Origin of the sequence: Pseudomonas sp. QLc11A (assembly GCF_052112305.1) — a bacterium.
Taxonomy (GTDB): domain Bacteria; phylum Pseudomonadota; class Gammaproteobacteria; order Pseudomonadales; family Pseudomonadaceae; genus Aquipseudomonas; species Aquipseudomonas laurylsulfatiphila.
Genome location: NZ_JAVAJJ010000001.1, coordinates 238313 through 262230, shown reverse-complemented (window position 1 = coordinate 262230; position 23918 = coordinate 238313). Strand labels below are relative to the sequence as shown.

19 protein-coding genes and 1 pseudogene are annotated in these 23918 nt (G+C 60.5%); 13 read left to right on the top strand and 7 right to left on the bottom strand.

Annotated features, from left to right (window positions below; translation table 11 throughout):
• Nucleotides 1-10 precede the first annotated feature (10 nt).
• Complete coding sequence (locus Q8X48_RS01230) at nt 11-907, bottom strand: helix-turn-helix domain-containing protein (protein WP_407799210.1); 897 nt, start codon at nt 905-907, stop codon at nt 11-13.
• A gap of 191 nt (nt 908-1098) precedes the next feature.
• On the opposite strand from Q8X48_RS01230, the gene pobA reads away from it, so the two are divergent.
• Both pobA and Q8X48_RS01220 read left to right on the top strand, forming a co-directional pair.
• Entirely contained in the window at nt 1099-2283 is a 1185-nt protein-coding gene (gene pobA / locus Q8X48_RS01225) for a 4-hydroxybenzoate 3-monooxygenase (protein WP_407799585.1), read from the top strand.
• A 78-nt stretch (nt 2284-2361) separates the two neighbouring features.
• Entirely contained in the window at nt 2362-3879 is a 1518-nt protein-coding gene (locus Q8X48_RS01220) for an MDR family MFS transporter (RefSeq protein WP_407799209.1), read from the top strand.
• 123 nt (nt 3880-4002) lie between these two features.
• Here the strand turns inward: Q8X48_RS01220 and Q8X48_RS01215 are convergent.
• From Q8X48_RS01215 to Q8X48_RS01200, 4 genes and pseudogenes are all read right to left on the bottom strand, one after another.
• A pseudogene (locus tag Q8X48_RS01215) lies at nt 4003-4851 on the bottom strand (cache domain-containing protein).
• Between the two features lie 249 nt (nt 4852-5100).
• The gene (locus Q8X48_RS01210) at nt 5101-5973 is read right to left on the bottom strand and encodes an ATPase (RefSeq protein WP_126047341.1); all 873 of its coding nucleotides are present in this window, start codon (nt 5971-5973) and stop codon (nt 5101-5103) included.
• Nucleotides 5974-6089: 116 nt separating this feature from the next.
• A complete protein-coding gene (locus Q8X48_RS01205; protein ID WP_102675253.1) occupies nt 6090-7082 on the bottom strand; it encodes an NAD-dependent epimerase/dehydratase family protein in 993 nt (330 codons plus the stop codon).
• A gap of 96 nt (nt 7083-7178) precedes the next feature.
• Nucleotides 7179-8078, bottom strand: a complete 900-nt coding sequence (locus Q8X48_RS01200) for a LysR family transcriptional regulator ArgP (protein WP_116581099.1) — start codon at nt 8076-8078, stop codon at nt 7179-7181.
• 96 nt (nt 8079-8174) lie between these two features.
• Here Q8X48_RS01200 and Q8X48_RS01195 point away from each other — a divergent pair, with 96 nt between their 5' ends.
• The 3 genes from Q8X48_RS01195 (at nt 8175) to Q8X48_RS01185 (ending at nt 9946) form a co-directional block, all read left to right on the top strand.
• On the top strand, nt 8175-8576 hold the full coding sequence (locus Q8X48_RS01195; RefSeq protein ID WP_407799207.1) for an ACT domain-containing protein: 402 nt from the start codon (nt 8175-8177) through the stop codon (nt 8574-8576).
• Between the two features lie 6 nt (nt 8577-8582).
• The gene (locus Q8X48_RS01190; protein WP_015096661.1) at nt 8583-9185 is read left to right on the top strand and encodes a LysE/ArgO family amino acid transporter; all 603 of its coding nucleotides are present in this window, start codon (nt 8583-8585) and stop codon (nt 9183-9185) included.
• Nucleotides 9186-9349: 164 nt separating this feature from the next.
• Nucleotides 9350-9946 (top strand): superoxide dismutase, encoded by a 597-nt coding sequence (locus Q8X48_RS01185; protein WP_008022038.1) that lies wholly within the window; start codon nt 9350-9352, stop codon nt 9944-9946.
• A 177-nt stretch (nt 9947-10123) separates the two neighbouring features.
• On the opposite strand, the gene Q8X48_RS01180 is transcribed toward Q8X48_RS01185, so the two are convergent.
• The gene (locus Q8X48_RS01180; protein WP_407799206.1) at nt 10124-10387 is read right to left on the bottom strand and encodes a DUF6124 family protein; all 264 of its coding nucleotides are present in this window, start codon (nt 10385-10387) and stop codon (nt 10124-10126) included.
• 876 nt (nt 10388-11263) lie between these two features.
• Between Q8X48_RS01180 and Q8X48_RS01175 the strand changes: the two genes are divergently transcribed.
• The 8 genes from Q8X48_RS01175 (at nt 11264) to Q8X48_RS01140 (ending at nt 23507) form a co-directional block, all read left to right on the top strand.
• On the top strand, nt 11264-11575 hold the full coding sequence (locus tag Q8X48_RS01175; protein ID WP_407799205.1) for a hypothetical protein: 312 nt from the start codon (nt 11264-11266) through the stop codon (nt 11573-11575).
• 4 nt (nt 11576-11579) lie between these two features.
• A complete protein-coding gene (locus Q8X48_RS01170; RefSeq protein ID WP_095965447.1) occupies nt 11580-13631 on the top strand; it encodes a putative bifunctional diguanylate cyclase/phosphodiesterase in 2052 nt (683 codons plus the stop codon).
• Between the two features lie 232 nt (nt 13632-13863).
• A complete protein-coding gene (locus Q8X48_RS01165; protein WP_102673344.1) occupies nt 13864-15207 on the top strand; it encodes an imelysin family protein in 1344 nt (447 codons plus the stop codon).
• 277 nt (nt 15208-15484) lie between these two features.
• The gene (locus Q8X48_RS01160; RefSeq protein ID WP_407799204.1) at nt 15485-16912 is read left to right on the top strand and encodes a di-heme oxidoreductase family protein; all 1428 of its coding nucleotides are present in this window, start codon (nt 15485-15487) and stop codon (nt 16910-16912) included.
• A gap of 27 nt (nt 16913-16939) precedes the next feature.
• Nucleotides 16940-18004 carry an imelysin family protein gene (locus Q8X48_RS01155; RefSeq protein WP_407799203.1) on the top strand — a complete coding sequence of 355 codons (1065 nt, stop codon included), beginning with the start codon at nt 16940-16942 and terminating at the stop codon, nt 18002-18004.
• Nucleotides 18005-18018: 14 nt separating this feature from the next.
• The gene (locus tag Q8X48_RS01150; protein ID WP_015096667.1) at nt 18019-19119 is read left to right on the top strand and encodes a DUF1513 domain-containing protein; all 1101 of its coding nucleotides are present in this window, start codon (nt 18019-18021) and stop codon (nt 19117-19119) included.
• A gap of 199 nt (nt 19120-19318) precedes the next feature.
• The gene (locus tag Q8X48_RS01145; RefSeq protein WP_407799202.1) at nt 19319-20467 is read left to right on the top strand and encodes an efflux RND transporter periplasmic adaptor subunit; all 1149 of its coding nucleotides are present in this window, start codon (nt 19319-19321) and stop codon (nt 20465-20467) included.
• A 13-nt stretch (nt 20468-20480) separates the two neighbouring features.
• On the top strand, nt 20481-23507 hold the full coding sequence (locus Q8X48_RS01140; RefSeq protein ID WP_407799201.1) for a multidrug efflux RND transporter permease subunit: 3027 nt from the start codon (nt 20481-20483) through the stop codon (nt 23505-23507).
• 181 nt (nt 23508-23688) lie between these two features.
• Here the strand turns inward: Q8X48_RS01140 and Q8X48_RS01135 are convergent, their stop codons facing one another.
• Complete coding sequence (locus Q8X48_RS01135; RefSeq protein WP_407799199.1) at nt 23689-23916, bottom strand: hypothetical protein; 228 nt, start codon at nt 23914-23916, stop codon at nt 23689-23691.
• Nucleotides 23917-23918 lie beyond the last annotated feature (2 nt).

Genomic DNA, 23918 nt, shown 5'->3' with positions numbered 1-23918 from the left:
CGAAGGGGGGTCAGGCTTCGTTGTCCTGATCGGCCTTCAAGCGGTCGCGGAAGGCCTTGGGCGAAATCCCCACACGACGCCGGAACAGGCGCGTGAAGTTGGTCGGATCGGAAAACCCCAACACGTCGGACATTTCATAAATGGTCATGCTGGTGTAGGTCAGCAAGCGCTTGGCCTCCAGCAATTGTCGTTCGTGCATGATCTGCAACGCCGGTTGCCCCGCCAGCTCACGACAGGTGCCGTTGAGGTGCGACACGGAAATCCCCAGCCGGTGCGCCAGATCCTCGACCTTGACGTGCTGGCGATAAGTCTCTTCCACCAGTTGAATAAAACCGTTGAGGTATTCCCGGGCCCGCTGCGGTCGCGCCATGGCGGTGCGACGCTGGATCACCTGGCGGCTGACCCACACCACGATCACGCTGACCAGCGAATGCATGAGCATTTCCCTCGCCGGTTGATGACTGTTGTATTCGCTCTGCAAGGCACTGAACAGGCTGTTGAGGTACTCGGCGTCCTTGCCTGCCGGGTAACTTTCGGCCTGGGCCAGGGCATTGACCGAGTGTCCCAACTGCATCTGCAGGTGGGCGATCAGCGGCGCAGCCAGGGTCACGACAAACCCTTCCACGTCCTCGGAAAAGCGAAAGCCATGCACCGACAGCGGTGGCAGGATCTGGATCGCCGGTTCCAGCAGCTGTGTACGTTGGCCTTCGATTTCAAGCTCTGCCTGACCTTTGAATACGAAGAGCAGTTGGCATAAATCAGCGTGGCGGTGGGGTTTGATTTCCCAATGATGTTCGCGGCTGCGTTTGGAAATGGTTTCACAGTGCAGCAAGTCCGGGGTCGGCCAATCCAGGCTTTCACCGTAGAGCTTGAACACCGGAATCGAAGGCAGGTCAGGCTTGTTCATCACTTCAATCCAGGCCTCGGAGTTTGATGGCGGGCGATAATCGCACCGATTGGCAGAATGTACAGCTATCGGCTCAGTTTTCACCTTCAATTGACAGACCCGCAAGGGAAAAATGCAAGCACTCGATCCATAAAAATCATTCACCGACCCTGGTCGCGTGAAGCTTGCGAGTCATAAAAACAATGAAAACGCTGAAAACCCAGGTCGCCATCATTGGTGCCGGCCCTGCAGGCTTGTTGCTCGGCCAATTGCTGCACAACGCCGGTATCGACACCCTCATTCTCGAACGTCAGACCCCGGACTATGTACTGGGCAGAATCCGCGCCGGCGTGCTTGAACAAGGCATGGTAGAGCTGTTGCGCCAGGCCGGCGTGAGTCAGCGCATGGACACCGAGGGGCTGGTGCATGGCGGCTTCGAACTGGCCCTCGACGGGCGCCAGGTGCACATCGATCTGCACACCCTCACGGGTGGCAAAACCGTGATGATCTACGGCCAGACCGAGGTCACCCGCGACCTGATGGCCGCCCGTCGGGAGGCCGGCGCGCAAACGATTTACCAGGCAGCCAAGGTCGTTCCCCACGGTATGAAAACCGATGAAGCCTTTGTCACTTTTGAGAAGGATGGTGAGACCTGGCGACTCGATTGCGACTACATCGCCGGTTGCGACGGCTTCCATGGCGTGGCGCGGCAATCGATTCCCGCCGAGAGCCTGAAAGTCTTCGAACGGATCTACCCCTTCGGCTGGCTCGGGATCCTGGCCGATACCCCACCGGTCCACGACGAACTGGTCTACGCCCGCCATGAGCGTGGTTTTGCCCTGTGCAGCATGCGCTCGCCGACACGCACCCGTTACTACCTTCAAGTGCCCACCAGCGATCATGTCGATAACTGGTCGGATCAACGCTTCTGGGATGAACTCAAGACGCGGTTGCCACAAGCGTTGGCAGACAAACTGGTGACCGGCCCGTCCATCGAAAAAAGCATCGCGCCGCTGCGCAGCTTCGTGGTCGAACCGATGCAATACGGGCGGATGTTCCTGGTCGGCGATGCCGCGCACATCGTTCCGCCCACCGGCGCCAAGGGCCTGAACCTGGCAGCCAGCGATGTGAGTACTCTGTTCAATATCCTGCTCAAGGTTTACCGTGAAAACCGCGTTGATCTGCTGGAGAAATACTCGCAAATCTGCCTGCGCCGGGTGTGGAAGGCCGAGCGGTTTTCCTGGTGGATGACCTCGATGCTGCACCGTTTCGATGAGCACGATGCCTTCAGCCAGCGCATTGCCGAGTCGGAACTGGAGTATTTCATCGACTCCGAGGCGGGTCGAAAAACCATCGCGGAAAACTACGTCGGGCTTCCTTATGAGGCTATCGAATAGCCTGCTATCGACTTACACTGGCGAGCATCCCCGCTCGCCTTGCCTCGTGCGGGTCAATCAATGCCCGCAGGTTTTCCCGTGACCAATCTCCATCAACCTGAAACGCCCAAACCCGCCATCCGCAGCGTGCTGATCGCGCTGATGCTGGCGATCTTTCTCGGGGCGCTGGACCAGACCATCGTCGCCGTGTCGATGCCGGCCATCTCCGCACAGTTCAAGGACGTCAGCCTGCTGGCCTGGGTGATTTCCGGCTACATGGTGGCCATGACCGTGGCGGTGCCGATCTACGGCAAACTGGGCGACCTGTACGGGCGGCGCAAGTTGATGCTGTTCGGCATGGGCCTGTTCACCCTGGCGTCGGTGTTCTGCGGCATGGCCCAGAGCATGGAGCAACTGGTTCTGGCGCGGATCATCCAGGGCATCGGGGCCGGCGGGATGATTTCGGTGAGCCAGGCGATCATCGGTGACATCGTGCCGCCACGGGAACGCGGTCGTTATCAGGGCTATTTCAGCAGCATGTACGCGGTGGCCAGCGTGGCGGGCCCGGTGCTCGGCGGTTACATGACCGAATACCTGTCATGGCGCTGGGTGTTCCTGATCAATCTGCCGCTGGGGCTGGGTGCCTGGCTGGTGGCCCATCGCACGCTGGTGGGCCTGCCGGTTCCGCAACGCAAACCGGTCATTGATTACCTGGGCACCGTGTTGATGATCATCGGGCTGACGGCATTGTTGCTGGGCATCACGCAGGTCGGTCAGGGTCATTCCTGGCGCAGTGCCGAGGTGCTGGCGCTGCTCGCTTGTTCGATACTGGTACTTGGGCTGTTCGTGGTGCATGAGCGGCGGGCACGGGAGCCATTGCTGCCTATGCATCTGTTCGCCAACCGCCCTGCGATCCTGTGCTGGTGCACGATTTTCTTCACCAGTTTCCAGGCCATCTCGCTGATCGTATTGATGCCGCTGCGCTTCCAGAGCGTCACCGGCGCCGGGGCCGACAGCGCCGCCCTGCATCTGCTGCCGCTGGCCATGGGCTTGCCGATTGGCGCGTACTTCGCCGGCCGCCGCACCTCGGTGACCGGGCGCTACAAACCAATGATCCTCACCGGTGCCGCGCTGATGCCCATCGCGATTACCGGCATGGCGTTCAGCCCACCGCAGGCCTTCGTCGTGAGCAGCTTTTTCATGCTGCTGTGCGGGATTGCCTCGGGCATGCAGTTCCCGACATCGTTGGTCGGCACGCAGAACTCGGTGGACCAGCGGGACATCGGCGTCGCCACCAGCACCACCAACCTGTTCCGTTCGCTGGGCGGTGCCGTGGGTGTGGCATTGATGTCGGCGCTGCTGCTGGCTTTGTTGCAGGATTCAAGCTTCGCGCACCTGGCCGGCTCGTCGCTGATTGCCGAAGGCAGTTCGGGGAATGTGTTGCTCGACGGATTGAACGCCGCACCGGGTGAGGCGCAGAACGCCTTGCGTGCTGAATTGCTGCTGACGTTCCGGTACTTGCTGACGGTCAGTGCGGTGGTGTCGTTACTGGGGCTGGCGGCGGCGATTGCCATGCCGAACATGTTGTTGCGCGGGCGCGAGGACAAGGTTCGATAGGTAGACCGCGTTGTCTGTATTCGCGAGCAAGCCCGCTCCCACAGTTGACCGCGTGCTGATGAAGAACTCGGTCTAATGTGGGAGCGGGCTTGCTCGCGAAGGCGATCTGACAGTCACTACCATTCAAGGACTGTAATACCCCACAGCCACCAGAAAATGCCCGACCTTCTTCAGGTAGGCATGCTTGTTCTCGACCTTGCCAGTCACCGGATTTTTCCAGCGGTATTCGTATTCGCCGTAATCCTGTTTGGCCATCAACGCCAGAATCGGCTCGCCCACCGGCTTGCCTTCCGGGTCTTCGATCTTGCTGAAATCGGTATTGATCAGCCGCAGGTTGGTGCCGTGGGCCACATAACGCCGGGTGTCCAGGTCGACGACAAACACATACAGGTCATCCTGCAGGTAACCGCCCTTGAGGGAATTGATCGCCGTCAGGGTGCCCTTTTCGTCCCTGGCCAGATCGGTTGCCGCTTTGTTCAGCAAGGCCATTGCCTGTTCAGCTGAGGCTCGGGGCAGGTAATAACCGACCGCCAGAATCCTCTGGCCGATGCGCTGGTAGTAGACATGCTTGCGCTCGACCTTGCCGTCGCTCCAGTTCTACCAGCGATACTCCGCCTGCTGAATGCCATTGCCCTCCGGCACCTTCAGGGCGTCCTTGAAGGTTTTCTGCAAGTCCGGACCCAGCACCTGCGACACGTCCCGGCCAATCAACGCCGACGACGGTCCGCCGCTGGCAAGCATCACGCCCTTGGTGTCGAGCACAAAGACGTAACGGTCCTTGTCAACAAACTCGCCCTGGCGACTGAACGCCGCAAAGGCCTTGTCACCGTTCTCGTGGTAGTAGGCCAAGGCTTTTTCCAGCAGGGCGATGGCCGCCTTGCTGTCGTCCTTTTCCGTCCCGGCAGCTTGTGCCTGGCCCAGGCACAGTAAAAACATGCCGCATAACAAGGCGGACTTATGCAGAAACCCCATTGCGTATCCCTCGTTCCTGATGGTGTTTCAAGAGCGTAGACGGCAATGGGGGGAGGCATGGATATTCGGGAAAACACACCGCGGGGGCTTTTGTGGCGAGGGGGCTTGCCCCCGTTGCGCTGCGAAGCGGCGCTAAAACCTGCGACCGGTGATGGCCTGACACACCGCGGTTACCGGTTTTACGACTGCTGCGCAGCCGAACGGGGTGGCGCGGCATTCCGACAAGCCCCCTCGCCACAAGTGCTCGTATTACTGCCGGGCGCGCAACTGCTGTTGCAGGTTCTGGATCTGCGCCTGAAGGGTATTGATGTTGCGGGTGACCTGGCTGCGGAAGGCATCGAACTCGGCGGTATTGGTCGCGCCCGGTGCGGCGGCCGGACGGTTGTCCTGCACGCTCTTGAGCACGACGATGTCTTGCTCGAGACGCTCGATGGCAGCGCTCGGGTTGCCTTGCTTCTTCAGGGCGACGATGTCGGCACCCAGGCTTTTCAACTGTGCATCGAATTTTTCCGAGTCGGACGGAGCACTTTTCAGGGCGGCCACTTCAGCACTCAAGGCTTTGACCTCGGCCTGCAACTGCGTATTGACCGCCTGATGTTCGGTGCCCTGGGCAGTCATCAGTGCAAGGCGCTTGTCCACTTCGCTGGTTTGCGCGGACATTTGCGCCAGTCGCTTGTCCAGGTCCGAGGCCTGGCCGGCCACACCTTGCTGCTGGGTGCTCTGATCCTGGAGCTTGCCTTCCAGCTGGCGGATTTGCAGCTTCAAGGCCTCGCTGTCGGTGGTGACACTGGTCTGGCTGGCCACGACCTTTCCGGAAATGTCCTGCAGGCGCCCTGCCGCTTCCTCGCTGATTCGCGCGAAACTTTCCTGGGTCGCCACCAGTTGCTGTTCCATCAGGGAGATCTGCTGAAAGCTCCACCAGGCCAGGCCCGCGAACGCAAAGAACAACGCCCCGACCAACGCCCACAGGGGACCGGTACTCGCCGCCTTGACCTTCACCACCGGCGCCGTGCGCGAATGCACGACCGTGCGAGCAGTGGGCGGATAATCGTCATCGAGAACGTCTGCACGCAAGCTCGGTACATCGTCGAAGTCGTCGTTGGCATCGTTTCGCATGGACATTGAATCAACCTTTGTGAATCACATAATGGCTTTATGCCGCGCAGTATAAACCCCACTGCCGCAACCATTGACCCCCAAGCCCGTATCCGGTTCAGAAATGGCGCGCTGTTCGAGCCTCAGCGAATATCCTGCGCCTTCCACCAGCCACAGAATTCATCGAGCGCCGTCCAGAGGCTGACCTTGGGATCGTAATCCAGATAATGCCGGGCGCGGCTGATGTCCAGGGTGAAATTTTTGTTCATGACTTGCATGCCCAGACGCGACAGCGTCGGTTCGGGACGCCCCGGCCACACCTTGCACACGCCCTCGTTGAGCGCCGCCACGCTGTAGCCCAGGCCGTAGGAACGGTAGCGGGTGACCTGTGGGACGTCCATTTTGCGCATGACGTAATTGACCACGTCCCACAAAGGAATCGGCGTGCCGTTGCTGATGTTGTAAGCCTTGCCCAGCGCGGAACCGCTGGCCAGCAAACTGCTGAGCAACGCCTCGTTGAGGTTTTGCACGCTGGTGAAGTCAACTTTGTTCAGACCGTTGCCGATGATTGCCAGGCGCCCCTTGCGCTGCATGTTCAACAGGCGCGGGAAAATGCTCATGTCGCCGGCCCCGGTCACGAAACGCGGGCGCAGGGCCAGGGTTTCGAGACCGAACTCCTGGGCGCCGAAGACTTTTTGCTCGGCCAGGTACTTGGTGGCGGCATAAGGGTGTTTGAAGCGCTTGGGCACCTGCTCTTCGGTCAGGCCCAGGTGGTCTCGACCATCGAAATAGATCGACGGCGACGACAAATGCACCAGTCGGCGTACCCGTTGCTTCAGGCAGGCTTCGACCACGTTCTCGGTAACCTGGACGTTGCCCTGATGGAAATCCTGATAACGCCCCCATAAACCGACGGCACCGGCGCAATGCACCACGGCCTCGACGTCCGAACACAGTTCGCGCGCCAGTTCCGGGTCGCTCAAGTCGCCCTGGATGAATTCGGCCCCGCGACGTACCAGATGCTCCACACTCTCGGCCCGGCGACCGTTGACCCGCACGTCCAGGCCCTGCTCCAGGGCAAAACGCGCAAAGCGTCCGCCGATGAAGCCGCTTGCGCCGGTAACCAGAATCTTCATGAATTGCTCCAACAAATGCAGCCACGAGCTTCAAGCGGCAAGCTGCAAGTTAAAAACGGTCCGCAAGCGCTTCACTTGCAGCTTGCAGCTTGACGCTTAAGGCTGCTTCCAAGGCACCAGCCATTGCTTCGATGCGCTGACCAATTGATCGGTGAGCAGCCCCAGCAACTGACCGCCATTACGCCAATGATGCCAGTACAGCGGCACATCGATCGGCTTATCTGGCAATAACTCCCGCAACACGCCCCTTTCAAGTTGCTCGCGTACCTGCAGTTCCGGAACCAGGCCCCAGCCCAGACCGGCTTCGGTCAATCGAATGAAGCCTTCGGACGACGGGCATAAATGGTGTTCGAAACCACCCTCGACGCCGAGGGACGCAAGATACCGGTGCTGCAGGAAATCGTCCGGGCCAAACACCAGCGCCGGAGTGCGGGCCAATTGATCGGCGCGTACGCCTTGCGGAAAATGCCGGGCAATAAAGGCCGGGCTGGCCAGCGCACGGTAACGCATGGCCCCCAGCAGCACGCTGCGCGCGCCAGCCACCGGACGCTCGCTGGCGCAGACACAGGCTGCCACCTCGCCAGCGCGCATGCGCTTGAGGCCGACGGTCTGGTCTTCGACCACCAGATCCATCAACAGATGCTGTTGCGCGCAAAACTCCCCCACCGCCTGCGCCCACCAGGTGGCCAGGCTGTCGGCGTTCAGGGCGATCCGCAGCCGCTCCGGCAGGCCCTCTTCATCCAGTGCCGGCACCAGGCTTTGCAAATCCCGTTCAAGCAAGCGCACCTGTTGCACGTGGTTGAGCAACCGCCGACCGATTTCCGTCGGCGTCGGCGGTGTGGCCCGCACCAGCACCGGCTGGCCAACCCGCGCTTCCAGCAGCTTTATGCGCTGGGATATCGCTGACTGCGACAGGCCCAGCACCTGGGCTGCCCGTTCAAAACCAGCCTGTTCGACCACGGCGGCCAGGGCAGAAAGCAATTTATAGTCGAACATCAGTTTTCCTAATGAGCGATCAGCAAGATTGGTTTTTCTTATACAGCCTTCGCAGGGACAATGACCAGCAAGAACTCTTGAACAAGGATCACCCACATGGCTGGCGAAACTTCATTGGCAACGTTGCTGCGCAGCATGAGCCCGCAACTCAATGCCGGCGAATACGTGTTCTGCACCCTGCGCGACGGCCAGTTGCCTGCGGGCCTGGAGATTGTCGGCAGCTTCCGCGAGCAGGAAGGCCTGACCGTGATTCTCGAACGCTCCCACGCCGAAAAAGCCGGGCTGCACTTCGACTACATCGCCGCCTGGATCACCTTGAACGTGCATTCGGCACTCGAAGCGGTTGGCCTGACCGCCGCATTCGCCACGGCATTGGGCAAGGCCGGCATCAGTTGCAACGTGATTGCCGGCTACTACCACGACCATTTGTTTGTCGGCCAGGCCGACGCCGACCGTGCCCTGCAGGTGCTGCGGGATCTGGCAGCCAACGCGGAGTAAAAAATCATGTGGCAAAGTTATATGAACGGCCTGTTGGTGGCCTTTGGCCTGATCATGGCGATCGGCACCCAGAATGCGTTTGTCCTCGCGCAAAGCCTGCGGCGTGAACATCACCTGCCGGTCGCGGCACTCTGCGTGGCCTGCGACGCCCTGCTGGTGGCGGCCGGGGTGTTCGGCCTGGCGACGGTATTGGCACAGAACCCGACATTGCTGGCCATCGCCCGCTGGGGCGGTGCAGCGTTTCTGTTGTGGTATGGCACCCAGGCACTGCGCCGGGCCTTTTCGAAACAGAGCCTTGAGCAGGGCGAGGGTCAGACCGTACGCTCGCTGCGGGCGGTCATGCTCAGCGCGTTGGCGGTGACCTTGCTCAACCCGCACGTCTATCTGGACACCGTTTTGCTGATCGGCTCTCTGGGCGCACAACAAACCGAGCCTGGCGCTTATGTAGTCGGCGCGGCCAGTGCCTCGCTGCTGTGGTTCTTCACCCTGGCGCTGGGCGCGGCCTGGCTGGCACCCTGGCTCGCCCGCCCCGGTACCTGGCGAATTCTCGATCTGTTGGTGGCGGTGATGATGTTTGCCGTAGCGCTGCAGTTGATCGCGGCCATCTGATTCGCGGAACCTCTATTCCACACAGTTGTTGCGTGGTTATGCCGCCCCCCCGGTGCTATGATCCGTCTCCCTGCGCCGCAAAGAGTACAAACTCCCCGGCGCTTGTCTGGCCGCCCGTGATCGGCCTTGCGCTCACCGCAACTGACCTGATTAGGAGAATCATCATGGCTTTCGAATTGCCGCCACTGCCGTACGCACACGATGCCCTGCAGCCGCACATTTCCAAGGAAACTCTGGAATTCCACCACGACAAGCACCACAACACCTACGTCGTGAACCTGAACAACCTGGTGCCAGGCACCGAGTTCGAAGGCAAGACCCTGGAAGAAATCGTCAAGACTTCCTCGGGCGGTATCTTCAACAACGCCGCACAGGTCTGGAACCACACTTTCTACTGGAACTGCCTGGCGCCAAACGCCGGCGGTCAACCAACCGGCGCACTGGCTGAGGCCATCAACGCAGCTTTCGGTTCGTTCGACAAGTTCAAGGAAGAGTTCAGCAAGACTTCCATCGGCACCTTCGGTTCCGGCTGGGGCTGGCTGGTGAAGAAGGCTGACGGTTCCCTGGCCCTGGCCAGCACCATCGGCGCCGGCAACCCGCTGACCAACGGCGACACCCCGCTGCTGACCTGCGACGTCTGGGAACACGCTTACTACATCGACTACCGCAACCTGCGTCCGAAGTACGTCGAAGCGTTCTGGAACCTGGTCAACTGGAAATTCGTGGCTGAGCAGTTCGAAGGCAAAACCTTCACCGCTTAAGCTCGACGCCAGTCAAAAAACCCGGCTTTTCAGCCGGGTTTTTTATTGCCCGGGATTTTTCAGCGTTCGACAGGGCCCCTTCGCGAGCAGGCTCGCTCCCACATTGGGTCGGTCTACACCCGACCACTGTGGGAGCGAGCCTGCTCGCGAAGAACGATGACGCGGTTAGCCTGCCAACTACTGCGGATCGAGGTTATCCAACGCGCGACTCACTGCTAGCTCCGCCAACATGACAATCTGCGAAATGGCCAGCGCTGTGTTGCGCTGGGGGCCATTCAGGTAGGTGGCGAAATCACTCGCCAGGACATTGGCTGAAGCCAGTGACTCACAGGCGTGGGCAAGAAGGGTTTCAGTGTCCATGTCGGGAACGATCATGAACATGGTGTGGGGGCTGTAGGGTTTGGTGGTGCTGCTGGGGGGATCGGGGATTAATTTATCCACTGAAATATTCCTATGCGGTGGGTGCCACCCATTGCCGTTCTCACACGGCAAAGAGGTGGCAGCTATGTGCGAGGTGAGAAAACCGGTCATAGGCACCCGGCCAAACAAAAGTCTGCCCGCACACAGCCGCCATAACGCATTTACAGACAGCGGAAAAGCTGGCGGCAATTATGCGGATACTGGCACTGGATGACTATGACTTGCCGGGTTCTCACACCCGATCGCTGAGTTTTCAGCGACAGCCAAAGGCTATTCAGCCCGCTTCCGACGGGCAACCTGAAAACTGCGTGGGAAACTTCTGGCGCTTTCCTACACCGCGCCATCTCGCAGAAACGTAACGCGGAGCGTCCCTGGCAGCACTCCCGCGCGGGAGCGTGGGAATGATCAGCTTGGAGGCGTGGGAGATTGGTCGGCTGTCAGGCCGCCATCGCTGGCAAGCCAGCTCCCACAGGGTCAAAGTACATCCGCCAGATTCAGGTCGGCTGGCAGGCCGCCTTCGCGAGCAAGCCCGCTCCCACAGAAGAGCAAAGGCAGAGCGGCGTACACAGAGGCTCTTCACCACTCATCAGGCCGAGCGTTAGCTCGCCTGCAGCTCTTGATCTTGATCCACCCGCCCCCTCGGCAGGCTGAGCGGAGGTGTTCATCCGGGGATGGGCGCGCAGCGCCGTTCGACGCAGTCGAACTCATTGCATGTAGGTCGAAGCGAAGCCGACCGGAGGGCAATGCCCCCGGATGAATGCCGGAGCGAAGGAACCCCGAGCCTCAGCGAGGGGCCGTACGTAAGGGGCGAGACCTTTTGGTTACTTTTGGGGCGTTTGCCAAAAGTGACCCGCTGTAAGAGCGGAACCGTAAGTCGCCGTTACCAAAGAAATGGATATGTACTCCGTCAAAACCCCAAACCACCCCACAGAATCCAAGGCATTTTCCAACGATGAAACAAGCCTTGAGTCCCTTGCCCCACCGCCACAGACGGCTAACATCAAACAAAAGGAAAATATCTCCACCCTCTCCCCTAAAGTTGAAGGACTCGACAACCGACACAGTGCTAATAGGCTAACTCGTCAAGACAACTGCAAATCAGCCAAGCTGCAGGCAAAATCCCCCAAGGATGATTGTCCCTTTGACTGCCATCACGGGATTGCCAATACTCATGGCAACTTGATGCTACCCGCACGGAACAAGGAATAACCCTTTGAAGCTGGAACTCAAGAACAGCTTGTCGGTGAAGTTGCTCCGGGTCGTGCTCCTGTCGGCATTGATCGTCGGCGTGGTCTTGAGCTGCGCACAAATCGTGTTCGATGCCTATAAAACACGCCAGGCCGTCGCCAACGATGCAGAACGCATCCTCGACATGTTTCGCGACCCCTCGACCCAGGCCGTCTACAGCCTGGACCGGGAAATGGGCATGCAGGTGATCGAAGGCCTGTTTCAGGACGCCGCCGTGCGCAAGGCCTCCATCGGCCATCCCAACGAAGCCATGCTCGCGCAAAAAACCCGCGAATTGCAGCACTCCCACAGCCGCTGGCTGACTGACCTGATTCTCGGCAAGGAACGCACCTTCACCACCCAGCTGGTCGGTCGCGGGCCTTACAGCGAGTATTACGGCGACCTGAGCATCACCCTCGATACCGCCACCTACGGCCAAGGGTTCATTGTCAGCTCGGTGATCATTTTCATCTCCGGCGTACTGCGCGCGCTCGCCATGGGGCTGGTGTTGTATCTGGTCTACCATTGGCTGCTGACCAAGCCACTGTCGCGGATCATCGAGCACCTCACGGAAATCAATCCGGATCGTCCCAGCGAACACAAAATTCCGCTGCTCAAGGGCCACGAGAAAAACGAACTGGGCATCTGGATCAACACCGCCAACCAGTTGCTCGAGTCCATCGAACGCAACACCCATCTGCGCCACGAGGCGGAAAACAGCCTGTTGCGCATGTCCCAGTACGATTTCCTGACGGGACTGCCGAACCGGCAGCAATTGCAGCAGCAACTGGACAAGATCCTCATCGACGCCGGCAGATTGCAGCGCCGGGTCGCGGTGTTGTGTGTCGGCCTCGACGATTTCAAGGGCATCAACGAACAGTTCAGCTACCAGACCGGCGACCAGTTGCTGCTGGCGCTGGCCGATCGCCTGCGTGGCCATAGCGGTCGCCTGGGTGCCCTCGCCCGCCTCGGTGGCGACCAGTTCGCCCTGGTCCAGGCCGATATCGAACAACCCTACGAAGCCGCCGAGCTGGCACAAAGCATTCTCGATGATCTCGAAGCGGCGTTTGCCCTCGACCATCAGGAGATCCGCCTGCGTGCCACCATCGGCATCACCCTGTTCCCCGAGGACGGTGACAGCACCGAGAAATTGCTGCAAAAGGCCGAGCAGACCATGACGCTGGCCAAGACCCGCTCGCGCAACCGCTATCAGTTCTATATCGCCAGCGTCGACACCGAAATGCGCCGCCGCCGCGAGCTGGAAAAAGACCTGCGCGATGCCCTGATCCGCAATCAGTTCTACCTCGTCTACCAGCCGCAGATCAGTTACCGCGACAACCGCGTGGTGGGCGTCGAAGCCCTGATTCGCTGGCAGCACCCCGAACACGGCATGGTGCCACCGGACCTGTTCATCCCGCTGGCCGAGCAGAACGGCACCATCATCGCCATCGGCGAATGGGTGCTGGACCAGGCCTGCAAACAATTACGCGAGTGGCATGACCAGGGCTTCAGTGACCTGCGCATGGCGGTCAACCTGTCCACGGTTCAATTGCACCACGCCGAACTGCCACGGGTGGTCAACAATCTGCTGCAAATGTACCGCCTGCCGCCACGCAGCCTGGAACTGGAAGTCACCGAAACCGGCCTGATGGAAGACATCAGCACCGCGGCCCAGCATCTGCTCAGCCTGCGCCGCTCCGGTGCGCTGATCGCCATCGATGACTTTGGAACCGGCTATTCATCCTTGAGCTATCTCAAGAGCCTGCCACTGGACAAGATCAAGATCGACAAGAGCTTCGTTCAGGACCTGCTCGATGACGACGACGATGCAACCATCGTTCGCGCCATCATCCAGCTGGGCAAGAGCCTGGGCATGCAGGTGATTGCCGAAGGTGTGGAAACCGCCGAACAAGAGGCCTACATCATTTCCGAAGGCTGCCACGAAGGTCAGGGTTATCACTACAGCAAGCCATTGCCGGCGCGGGAACTGGGCCTCTATTTGAAACAGGCCCAGCGCAGCAACGCCGCTATTTTGTAACCCCCCCTGTAGGAGCGAGCCTGCTCGCGATGAACTTGAGAACACCGCGGGGTATCAGGTTCCCGGCGTTATCGTTGACGTCCATCGCGAGCAAGCTCGCTCCTACAGGGATCCGTGAATAAGAAATATTTCCACCTACAACCCTTTACACATAATGCGAAAGATTTGCATTATGTCGCAGTTTTGCGTGCGCATAGCGCCACTCCACCCCTATCGAAGCAGGATGTTCGCCATGATTCGTATGCCTCTGGCTACCGCCAGTCTGTTGGCCATCGCTATTTCCCTCGCCGGTTGCGGCGAAGGTGACAAAGAAAAAGCTGCCGCGCCTGCGCCAGCTGCCAGCACCGCGGCCACCCCGGCTGCTGCGCCTGCCGCTGCCGGTAAAGTCGACGAAGCCGCCGCCAAAGCCGTTGTCGCTCACTACGCCGACATCGTTTTCGCCGTTTACAGCGATGCCGAATCCACCGCGAAGACCCTGCAAACCGCCGTAGATGCCTTCCTCGCCAAACCGAACGCCGACACCCTGAAAGCCGCCAAGGCTGCCTGGGTTGCCGCTCGCGTGCCTTACCTGCAGAGCGAAGTGTTCCGCTTCGGCAACACCATCGTTGACGACTGGGAAGGTCAGCTGAACGCCTGGCCGCTGGACGAAGGCCTGATCGACTACGTCGACAAGTCCTACGAGCACGCCCTGGGCAACCCGGGCGCCACCGCCAACATCATCGCCAACACTCAAGTGCAGATCGGCGAAGACAAGGTCGACGTCAAAGACATCACCCCGGAAAAACTCGCCAGCCTGAACGAGCTGGGCGGCTCCGAGGCCAACGTCGCCACCGGTTACCACGCCATCGAATTCCTGCTCTGGGGCCAGGACCTCAACGGCACCGGCCCTGGCGCCGGCAACCGTCCTGCTTCGGACTACCTGGAAGGCAAAGGCGCTACCGGCGGTCACAACGATCGTCGTCGTGCCTACCTGAAGTCCGTGACTCAGCTGCTGGTCAGCGACCTGGAAGAAATGGTCGGCAACTGGAAGCCGAACGTGGCCGACAACTACCGCGCCACCCTGGAAGCGGAACCGGCTGAAACCGGCCTGCGCAAAATGCTGTTCGGCATGGGCAGTCTGTCCCTGGGCGAACTGGCGGGCGAGCGCATGAAGGTTTCCCTGGAAGCCAATTCCCCTGAAGACGAACAGGATTGCTTCAGCGACAACACCCACAACTCGCACTTCTACGATGCCAAGGGCATTCGTAACGTGTACCTGGGCGAATACACCCGTGTCGACGGCACCAAAATGACCGGCGCCAGCCTGTCGTCCCTGGTGGCCAAGGCCGACCCGGCTGCCGACACCGCGCTCAAAGACGACCTGGCCGCTACCGAAGCCAAGCTTCAAGTCATGGTCGACCACGCCAACAAGGGCGAGCACTACGACCAGTTGATTGCTGCCGGCAACACCGCAGGCAATCAGATCGTCCGTGACGCCATCGCTGCGCTGGTCAAGCAGACCGGTTCGATCGAAGCCGCCGCTGGCAAACTGGGCATCAACGACCTGAACCCGGACAACGCTGATCACGAATTCTGATCAACGCTGGCTGAATGAAAGAGGCGACCTTCGGGTCGCCTTTTTCATATCTGCCACATCCGGGTCCTTGTGGGAGCGAGCCTGCTCGCGAAGGCGGCTGCATATCCGACATCAATTTTGACCGTGACGCCCTCTTCGCGAGCAGGCTCGCTCCCACAGAGTTCCCTGTTACCCAAAAACCCTGCCCCACATCAAGCAAACGATAATTCCTCTTATTCAAATTCTTATCCCCTGTTAGACTTTGCGCCCTTGTTTTGCTCGTCTTGCAGGATCCCTGATGCCCTCGCTGCCTCTTCGCTTGTCCGCACTGTTTCTGGCCCTGGGCCTGAGTGCCTGCGATGACGCCCCGAAATTCACCCAGGCAGAACCCGGCGAAGCCCGCTCCGGCGGCAGTGCAACGGTGCGCAAGACCGATCAGAACGCGTTTTCCATGCCCTCGGCGAACCTGCCGCCGTCCCGGCGTGTGGATTTCAGCGTCGGCAACAGCTTCTTCCGCAGCCCTTGGGTGATCGCCCCTTCGACGACGACCGCGCGCGATGGTCTCGGCCCGCTGTTCAATACCAATGCCTGCCAGGGCTGTCACATCAAGGACGGCCGCGGCCATCCGCCGACTGCGGACGATGTGAACGCCGTGTCGATGCTGGTACGTCTGTCGATTCCCGACGCCCCGGCGTATGCCAAGGTCATCGAACAACTCGGCGTGGTGCCGGAGCCTGTCTACGGCGGTCAGTTCCAGGACATGGCCGTACCCGGCGTGGCCCCCGAAGGCAAAGTGCGGGTCGATTACACCGCCGTGCCGGTTCGCTTCGAGGACGGCACCGAAGTCGAGTTGCGCAAACCGAGACTGAATATCACCCAACTGGGCTACGGCCCGATGCACCCCGACACCCGCTTCTCGGCACGGGTTGCCCCGCCGATGATTGGCCTGGGCCTGCTCGAGGCGATCCCTGACGAGGCGATCCTGGCCAACGCCGAGGCACAGGCCAAGGCGAACAACGGCATCAGCGGACGACCGAACCGGGTCTGGGATGACGCCGGGCAAAAGACGGTGCTTGGACGATTTGGCTGGAAAGCCGGACAACCGAACCTCAATCAGCAAAATGTTCACGCGTTTTCGGGCGATATGGGCCTCACGACCAGCCTGAGACCCTTTGATGACTGCACGGACGCGCAAACGGCCTGCAAACAGGCACCCAGTGGCAACGGCCCTGATGGCGAGCCGGAAGTCAGCGATAACATCCTGCGCCTGGTGCTGTTCTACAGCCGTAACCTCGCCGTACCAGCCCGTCGTGACGTCAACGCACCTGAAGTGCTGGCCGGCAAAACCCTGTTCTATCAGGCCGGTTGCCAGTCCTGTCACACACCGAAATACACCACCGCCGCCAACGCCGCCGAACCTGAACTGGCCAATCAAGTGATTCGGCCCTACAGCGATCTGCTGCTGCATGACATGGGCGACGGCCTGGCCGACAACCGTAGCGAATTCCAGGCCAGTGGCCGCGAATGGCGCACCCCGCCGTTGTGGGGCATCGGCCTGACACAGGCGGTCAGCGGCCACACCCAGTTCCTGCACGACGGCCGCGCCCGCAACCTGCTCGAAGCCGTGCTCTGGCATGGCGGCGAGGCGACAGCGGCGCAGCAACAGGTTTTGTCTTTCAATGCCGAGCAGCGCGCCGCGTTGCTGGCGTTCCTGAATTCCCTTTAACACGCATTCCACTCGCGGGAGCCCGACATGTTCCGTCCCAAACTATTGTTCACCAGCCTTGCCGCCCTCGCCCTGGGCGCCTGCTCGCCCCAGGATCCGCAAGCGGTCACGTCGGCAGCCATCGCCAAGTCAGTGATCCTGCCGACCTACACCCGCTGGGTTGAAGCCGACCGTCAATTGGCAGTCAGCGCCCTCGCCTACTGCGAGGGCAAGGAAACCCTGGAAACCGCCCGTGCCGACTTTCTGCACGCGCAAAAAGCCTGGGCCGAGCTGCAACCGCTGCTGATCGGGCCGTTGGCCGAAGGCAACCGCTCGTGGCAAGTGCAGTTCTGGCCGGACAAGAAAAACCTGGTCGGCCGTCAGGTCGAGCAACTGGTCAGCGCCCAGCCGCAGATCGATGCCGCCGCCCTGGTCAAATCCAGCGTCGTGGTGCAAGGCCTCTCGGCCTACGAATACATTCTGTTCGACAGCAAGCCTGACGTGGCCAACGCTGAGCAGAAGAGCAAATACTGCCCGCTGCTGATCGCCATCGGCGAACGCCAGAAACAGTTGGCCGAAGAGATTCTGCAAACTTGGAACAACACTGACGGCATGCTCGCGCAGATGAGCAAATTCCCCAACCAGCGCTACGCCGACTCCCACGAAGCGATCGCCGATCTGCTGCGGGTTCAAGTCACCGCCATCGACACCCTGAAGAAAAAACTCGGCACGCCGATGGGTCGTCAGAGCAAGGGTGTGCCGCAACCGTTCCAGGCCGATGCCTGGCGCAGCCAGTCGTCCCTGACCAGCCTCGAAGCCAGCCTCGCGGCCGCCAAAACGGTCTGGGAAGGTGTGGATAACAAAGGCCTGCGCGGACTGTTGCCAAGCGAGCAGAAGCCGTTGGCCGACAAGATCGATGCCGCCTATGCCGCCTCGCTGAAACTGTTTGCCGGCAACCAGCGCTCGCTGACTGACATGCTCAATGACGAGGCCGGCCGCCAGCAACTCAACGAGCTGTATGACAGCCTCAACGTCGTCCATCGCCTGCACGAGGCCGATCTGGCCAAGGCATTGGGCATCCAGCTGGGCTTCAACGCCAACGACGGTGACTGATGAGGGCCAGTTCCATGCTGCGACGCCAGGTTCTGACATTAGGGAGTTTGCTGCTGGGTGCGGTGACGCTGGGCGGCTGGAAGCTGTTCAAGCAAAAGGACAAGAGTCCGTTGTTGCTTTCGGCACGGGACGATACCGATGGCCAGCATTACGCCGTCGGTTATCGGCTCGATGGTACCCAGGTGTTCGCCACCCGGGTCGGCCAGCGTTGCCACGACATCATCAACCACCCGACACAACCCATTGCACTGTTCGTCGCCCGCCGCCCGGGCACCGAGAGCTACCTGATCGACCTGCGCGACGGCGCCCTCCTGCAAACCGTGGTGTCGCAGCCAAACCGGCACTTCTACGGACACGCGGTCATTCACCACAGCGGCGACTGGCTGTACGCCACCGAAAATGACACCACCGATCCGGGCCGCGGCCTGCTCGGTGTGTATAAGTTCGAAGGCGAAAGGCTGGTACACAGCGGCGAGATTTCCACCCACGGCCTGGGTCCGCACCAGGTGTCGTGGATGCCCGATGGCGAAACCCTGGTGGTGGCCAACGGCGGGATTCGCACCGAGGCCGAAAGCCGGGTGGAGATGAACCTCAACGCCATGGAACCGAGCCTGGTCCTGATGCAACGTGACGGCACCCTGCTGAGCAAGGAAACCCTCGCCCAGCAGATGAACAGCGTGCGCCATCTGGCCATCGCCAGCGACGGCACCATCGTCGCCAGCCAACAGTTCATGGGCGCGGCCCACGAGTCGTCGGAGCTGTTGGCGATCAAGCGGCCCGGCCAGCCCTTCGTGGCGTTCCCGGTGCCCGAGCACCAGTTGCAGGCCATGGGGCACTACACCGCCAGCGTCGCGGTGCACAACGACTTGCGCCTGGTGGCGTTGACTGCGCCGCGGGGCAACCGCTTCTTCATCTGGGACCTGGACAGCGGTGAAGTACGCCTGGATGCCCCCCTGCCCGATTGCGCCGGGGTCGGCGCCGTGGCCGATGGTTTTGTCGTGACCTCGGGCCAGGGGCGCTGTCGTTACTACGACTGCCGCCAGACAAACCTGGTCGCCAAACCGCTGGAGCTACCCGCAGGGCTCTGGGACAACCATCTGCATCTGATGGCCTGAATCATTGAAAAGATCGCCGCCTTGGGCCGCGCCGGCATCGGGATGACGTACACCCCGCAGCGCGACCCGAGACGGCGAATCTTTTCAGGCTTTCCCCCCTCTAATACCTCACAACCTGTAAAAACGGCAGTTGGATTACCTCTAGACTCCCGGTAATGTGCCCTGCTGTCTCACCTGATTTTCTCCAAGGAACTGGAATATGCTGCGTCGCCGCATGCTGATCATGTTGGGTGTGGTTCTACTGATTGTGCTGGTCCTGGCCGCATACAAAGCCTTCTCGATCTACACGATGGTTCAAGGCTTCTCTGCGCCTAAACCGGCCATCAGCGTTGCCGTGGCCACCGCCACCGAGCGCCCGTGGCAAGCCCGCCTGCCTACCGTTGGCACGCTCAAGGCATTGCAGGGCGTGGACCTGAGCCTGGAGACCGATGGCACCGTCATCGATTTGCAATTTGAGTCAGGGCAAAAGGTCAAGGCCGGTCAACCACTCCTGCGCCTGGACAGCGCCGTTGAAAGTGCCCTGCTGGAAACGGCTCTGGCCGACCTCGGGCTGGCACAGCTCGATTACGGTCGCGGTAGCCAACTGGTCGGCAGCCAGGCCATTTCCAAAGGCGAATTCGACCGACTTTCGGCGGTGCTGAAGAAGAGCAGGGCCACGGTCAATCAACTCAAGGCTGCGCTCGGCAAAAAAAGCATCCTCGCGCCCTTCAGCGGGACCATCGGCATTCGTCAGGTAGACGTTGGCGACTATCTTGCCAGTGGCACCATGATCGCCACCCTGCAAGACCTCAGTAGCCTGTATGTGGACTTTTTTGTGCCCGAGCAGTCGGTGCCGAAGATTGCACTCGGCCAGCCAGTGCAGGTCATTGTCGCGGCGTATCCGAACCAGGAGTACCCGGGCACCATCAGTGCAATCAACCCCAAAGTCGAGAACAGCACCCGTAACGTGCAGGTCCGCGCCACCCTGGCCAACCCCGATGGCAAGTTGATGCCAGGCATGTTCGCCAACCTCCAGGTGCTCCTGCCCGACCCGCAACCGCGCATCGTGGTGCCGGAAAGCGCGATTACCTACACGCTCTACGGCAACTCGGTGTATGTGGCCGTACCAAAGAAGGCCGAAGATGGCAGCCTGGTAAAGGACGACAAGGGCCAGCCGGTGCTGATCGCCGAACGGCGTTTTGTCGAGACCGGCGAACGCCGCGATGGGCAAGTGATGATCACCAAAGGCGTGCAGAGCGGCGAGACAGTGGTGACCGCCGGCCAGCTCAAACTGGATAACGGCGCGCACATTGCCATCAGCGACGACAAGACCCTGGCCGGGCAGAACAGCCCGCCTCGCGCGGACTGATCAAGGAATCCCTATGGCTTTTACCGATCCGTTCATTCGCCGCCCGGTTCTCGCAACCGTTGTCAGCCTGCTGATTGTGCTGCTGGGCTTTCAGGCCTGGAGCAAGCTGCCGCTGCGCCAGTATCCACAAATGGAAAACGCCCTGATCACGGTGACCACCGCCTATCCCGGAGCCAACGCCGAGACCATCCAGGGCTACATTACCCAACCGATGCAGCAAAGCCTCGCCAGCGCCGAGGGTATCGACTACATGACCTCGGTGAGTCGCCAGAACTTTTCGGTGATCTCGATCTACGCGCGCGTCGGCTCCAACAGCGACCGTCTGTTTACCGAACTGCTGGCCAAGGCCAACGAGGTCAAGAACCAGCTGCCCCAGGACGCAGAAGACCCGGTGCTGAGCAAAGAATCTGCCAATGCGTCAGTGCTGATGTACATGAGTTTCTTCAGCAAGGAATTGAGCAACCCGCAGATTACCGATTACCTGTCGCGGGTGATCCAGCCCAAGCTGGCGACCTTGCCCGGCATGGCCGAGGCCGAAATCCTCGGCAACCAGGTATTTGCCATGCGCCTGTGGCTGGATCCGGTGAAGCTCGCGGGTTTCGGCCTCAGTGCCAGCGATGTGACCAACGCGGTGCGCCAGTACAACTTCCTCTCGGCCGCCGGCGAGGTGAAAGGCGAATACGTGGTCACCAGCATCAACGCCAATACCGAACTCAAGTCCGCCGAAGCCTTCGGGGCGATTCCGCTCAAGGTCGATGGCGACAGCCGTGTGCTGCTGCGCGATGTGGCGCGCGTGGAAATGGGTGCGGAAAACTACGACTCCATCAGCTCCTTCGGTGGCACCCCTTCGGTGTACATCGGCATCAAGGCGACACCTGCCGCCAACCCGCTGGATGTGATCAAGGAAGTGCGCAAGATCATGCCGGAACTTGAGGCCCAGCTACCGCCGAACCTCAAGGGTGAAATCGCCTACGACGCCACGCTGTTCATCCAGGCCTCGATCGACGAAGTGGTGAAAACGCTGTTCGAAGCGGTACTGATCGTGATCGTGGTGGTGTTCCTGTTCCTTGGCGCCCTGCGCTCGGTGGTGATCCCGGTGGTGACCATCCCGTTGTCGATGATCGGCGTCATGTTCTTCATGCAGATGATGGGGTACTCGATCAACCTGCTCACCCTGCTGGCGATGGTATTGGCCATCGGCCTGGTGGTGGACGACGCCATCGTGGTGGTGGAAAACATTCATCGCCACATCGAGGAAGGCAAGACGCCGTTCGATGCCGCCATTGAAGGCGCCCGGGAAATCGCCATGCCGGTGATCTCGATGACCATCACCCTGGCGGCGGTGTATGCGCCGATCGGTTTCCTGACCGGCCTGACCGGGGCGCTGTTCAAGGAGTTCGCCCTGACCCTGGCCGGCGCGGTGGTGATTTCCGGCATCGTCGCCCTCACCCTGTCGCCGATGATGTGTGCGTTTCTGCTGCGTCACGACGAGAACCCCAGTGGCCTGGCCCATCGCCTGGACATGATTTTCGAACGCCTCAAGCGCCGCTACCAGAAACTGCTTCACGGCACCCTCAACACCCGCCCGGTAGTGCTGGTGTTCGCCGTGATCGTGTTGTGCCTGATTCCGGTCCTTCTCAAGTTCACCAAATCGGAACTGGCGCCGGATGAGGACCAGGGCATCATTTTCATGATTGCCAACGCCCCGCAACCGACCAACCTCGACTACCTGAACACCTACACCGACGAGTTCGTCGCGATCTTCAAGTCGTTTCCCGAGTACTACTCGTCATTCCAGATCAACGGTTTCACCGGCGTGCAATCGGGCATCGGCGGTTTCCTGCTCAAGCCATGGGACGATCGCAGTCGCACGCAAATGGCGATCTTGCCCGAGGTTCAGGCCAAACTGGAAAGCATCCCGGGGTTGCAGATTTTCGGCTTCAACCTGCCGTCCCTGCCGGGCACCGGCGAAGGCTTGCCGTTTCAGTTCGTCATCAACTCCTCCAACGATTACGAACTGCTGCTGCAAGTGGTCGACCGGGTAAAAAAACGGGCGATGGAATCCGGCAAGTTTGCATTTGTCGACGTTGACCTGGCCTTCGATAAGCCGGAAGTGGTGGTGGATATCGACCGCGCCAAGGCAGCGCAGATGGGGGTTTCCATGCAGGATCTGGGGGGAACCCTGGCAACTCTGCTGGGTGAAGGCGAGATCAACCGATTCACCATCGAAGGTCGCAGCTACAAGGTCATTGCCCAGGTCGAGCGAACGTTCCGCGACAATCCGGACTGGCTGAACAATTACTACGTGAAAAACACCCAGGGCGAACTGTTGGCATTGTCGACCCTGATCACGGTCACCGACCGCGCTCGACCGAGACAGCTGAACCAGTTCCAGCAACTCAATTCCGCCATCCTGTCCGGCGTGCCGCTGGTGAGCATGGGGGAAGCCATCGACCTCGTGCGCCAGATCGCCCGCGAAGAAGCACCGGTCGGTTTTGCCTTCGACTACGCCGGCGCGTCGAGGCAGTACGTACAGGAAGGCAGCGCCCTGTGGGTCACCTTTGCCCTGGCACTGGCGATCATTTTCCTGGTGTTGGCGGCGCAGTTCGAAAGCTTCCGCGACCCGCTGGTGATCCTGGTCACCGTGCCCCTGTCCATCTGCGGCGCGTTGATTCCGCTGTTCCTGGGGTGGTCGAGCATGAACATCTACACCCAGGTCGGGCTGGTGACGTTGATCGGGCTGATCAGTAAGCACGGCATTCTGATCGTCGAGTTCGCCAACCAGCTACGCAAGGACAAGGGCCTGACGGCACGGGAAGCGGTGGAGGAAGCGGCGGCGATCCGCCTGCGTCCGGTGTTGATGACCACCGCGGCGATGGTGTTCGGCATGGTGCCCTTGATCATCGCCACCGGTGCTGGCGCGGTCAGCCGGTTCGACATCGGTACGGTCATCGCGACCGGCATGTCGATCGGCACGTTGTTCACCCTGTTTGTGTTGCCTTGCATTTACACGATGCTGGCCAAACCGGATAAACCCTGATGCAGAAAAACCTGTGGGAGCGGGCTTGCTCGCGAAAGCGGTGTGTCAGACAACATCGTTGTTGAATGTTGAGCCGCTTTCGCGAGCAAGCCCGCTCCCACATTGAATCGTGCAGGTTGAAAATCCGGGCAAAAAAAAGGCCTCGTTGGTGCGAGGCCTTTTCATTTTGGCTTCAATCGGTTCAACTTTGCGGCCTCAATCCCTGAGAAAGTCCGAACATGAAAAGCAATAGATCATGATCGGGTCGAGTGGTCACGGATGCCTTCGCAACCCGCGGCAACGGACAATGTTCTTCTGCGCTTATCGAGCTGAGAACCTGGGGGCGTGGTTGCTCCCAGGTTGCCATCGCGATCGATGCAACTGCCAAGGCTCCTACCAGAAACAAACCTCGTGCAATTTCGAGTTTCATCG

What these genes read in the sequence shown, in the direction of transcription:
- Q8X48_RS01230 (WP_407799210.1), bottom strand. Translation starts at nt 907, where the DNA reads ATGAACAAGCCTGACCTGCCTTCGATTCCGGTGTTCAAGCTCTACGGT.
- Q8X48_RS01210 (WP_126047341.1), bottom strand. Translation starts at nt 5,973, where the DNA reads ATGTCCATGCGAAACGATGCCAACGACGACTTCGACGATGTACCGAGC.
- Q8X48_RS01205 (WP_102675253.1), bottom strand. Translation starts at nt 7,082, where the DNA reads ATGAAGATTCTGGTTACCGGCGCAAGCGGCTTCATCGGCGGACGCTTT.
- Q8X48_RS01200 (WP_116581099.1), bottom strand. Translation starts at nt 8,078, where the DNA reads ATGTTCGACTATAAATTGCTTTCTGCCCTGGCCGCCGTGGTCGAACAG.
- Q8X48_RS01195 (WP_407799207.1), top strand. Translation starts at nt 8,175, where the DNA reads ATGGCTGGCGAAACTTCATTGGCAACGTTGCTGCGCAGCATGAGCCCG.
- Q8X48_RS01190 (WP_015096661.1), top strand. Translation starts at nt 8,583, where the DNA reads ATGTGGCAAAGTTATATGAACGGCCTGTTGGTGGCCTTTGGCCTGATC.
- Q8X48_RS01185 (WP_008022038.1), top strand. Translation starts at nt 9,350, where the DNA reads ATGGCTTTCGAATTGCCGCCACTGCCGTACGCACACGATGCCCTGCAG.
- Q8X48_RS01175 (WP_407799205.1), top strand. Translation starts at nt 11,264, where the DNA reads ATGTACTCCGTCAAAACCCCAAACCACCCCACAGAATCCAAGGCATTT.
- Q8X48_RS01165 (WP_102673344.1), top strand. Translation starts at nt 13,864, where the DNA reads ATGATTCGTATGCCTCTGGCTACCGCCAGTCTGTTGGCCATCGCTATT.
- Q8X48_RS01160 (WP_407799204.1), top strand. Translation starts at nt 15,485, where the DNA reads ATGCCCTCGCTGCCTCTTCGCTTGTCCGCACTGTTTCTGGCCCTGGGC.
- Q8X48_RS01155 (WP_407799203.1), top strand. Translation starts at nt 16,940, where the DNA reads ATGTTCCGTCCCAAACTATTGTTCACCAGCCTTGCCGCCCTCGCCCTG.
- Q8X48_RS01150 (WP_015096667.1), top strand. Translation starts at nt 18,019, where the DNA reads ATGCTGCGACGCCAGGTTCTGACATTAGGGAGTTTGCTGCTGGGTGCG.
- Q8X48_RS01145 (WP_407799202.1), top strand. Translation starts at nt 19,319, where the DNA reads ATGCTGCGTCGCCGCATGCTGATCATGTTGGGTGTGGTTCTACTGATT.
- Q8X48_RS01140 (WP_407799201.1), top strand. Translation starts at nt 20,481, where the DNA reads ATGGCTTTTACCGATCCGTTCATTCGCCGCCCGGTTCTCGCAACCGTT.
- Q8X48_RS01135 (WP_407799199.1), bottom strand. Translation starts at nt 23,916, where the DNA reads ATGAAACTCGAAATTGCACGAGGTTTGTTTCTGGTAGGAGCCTTGGCA.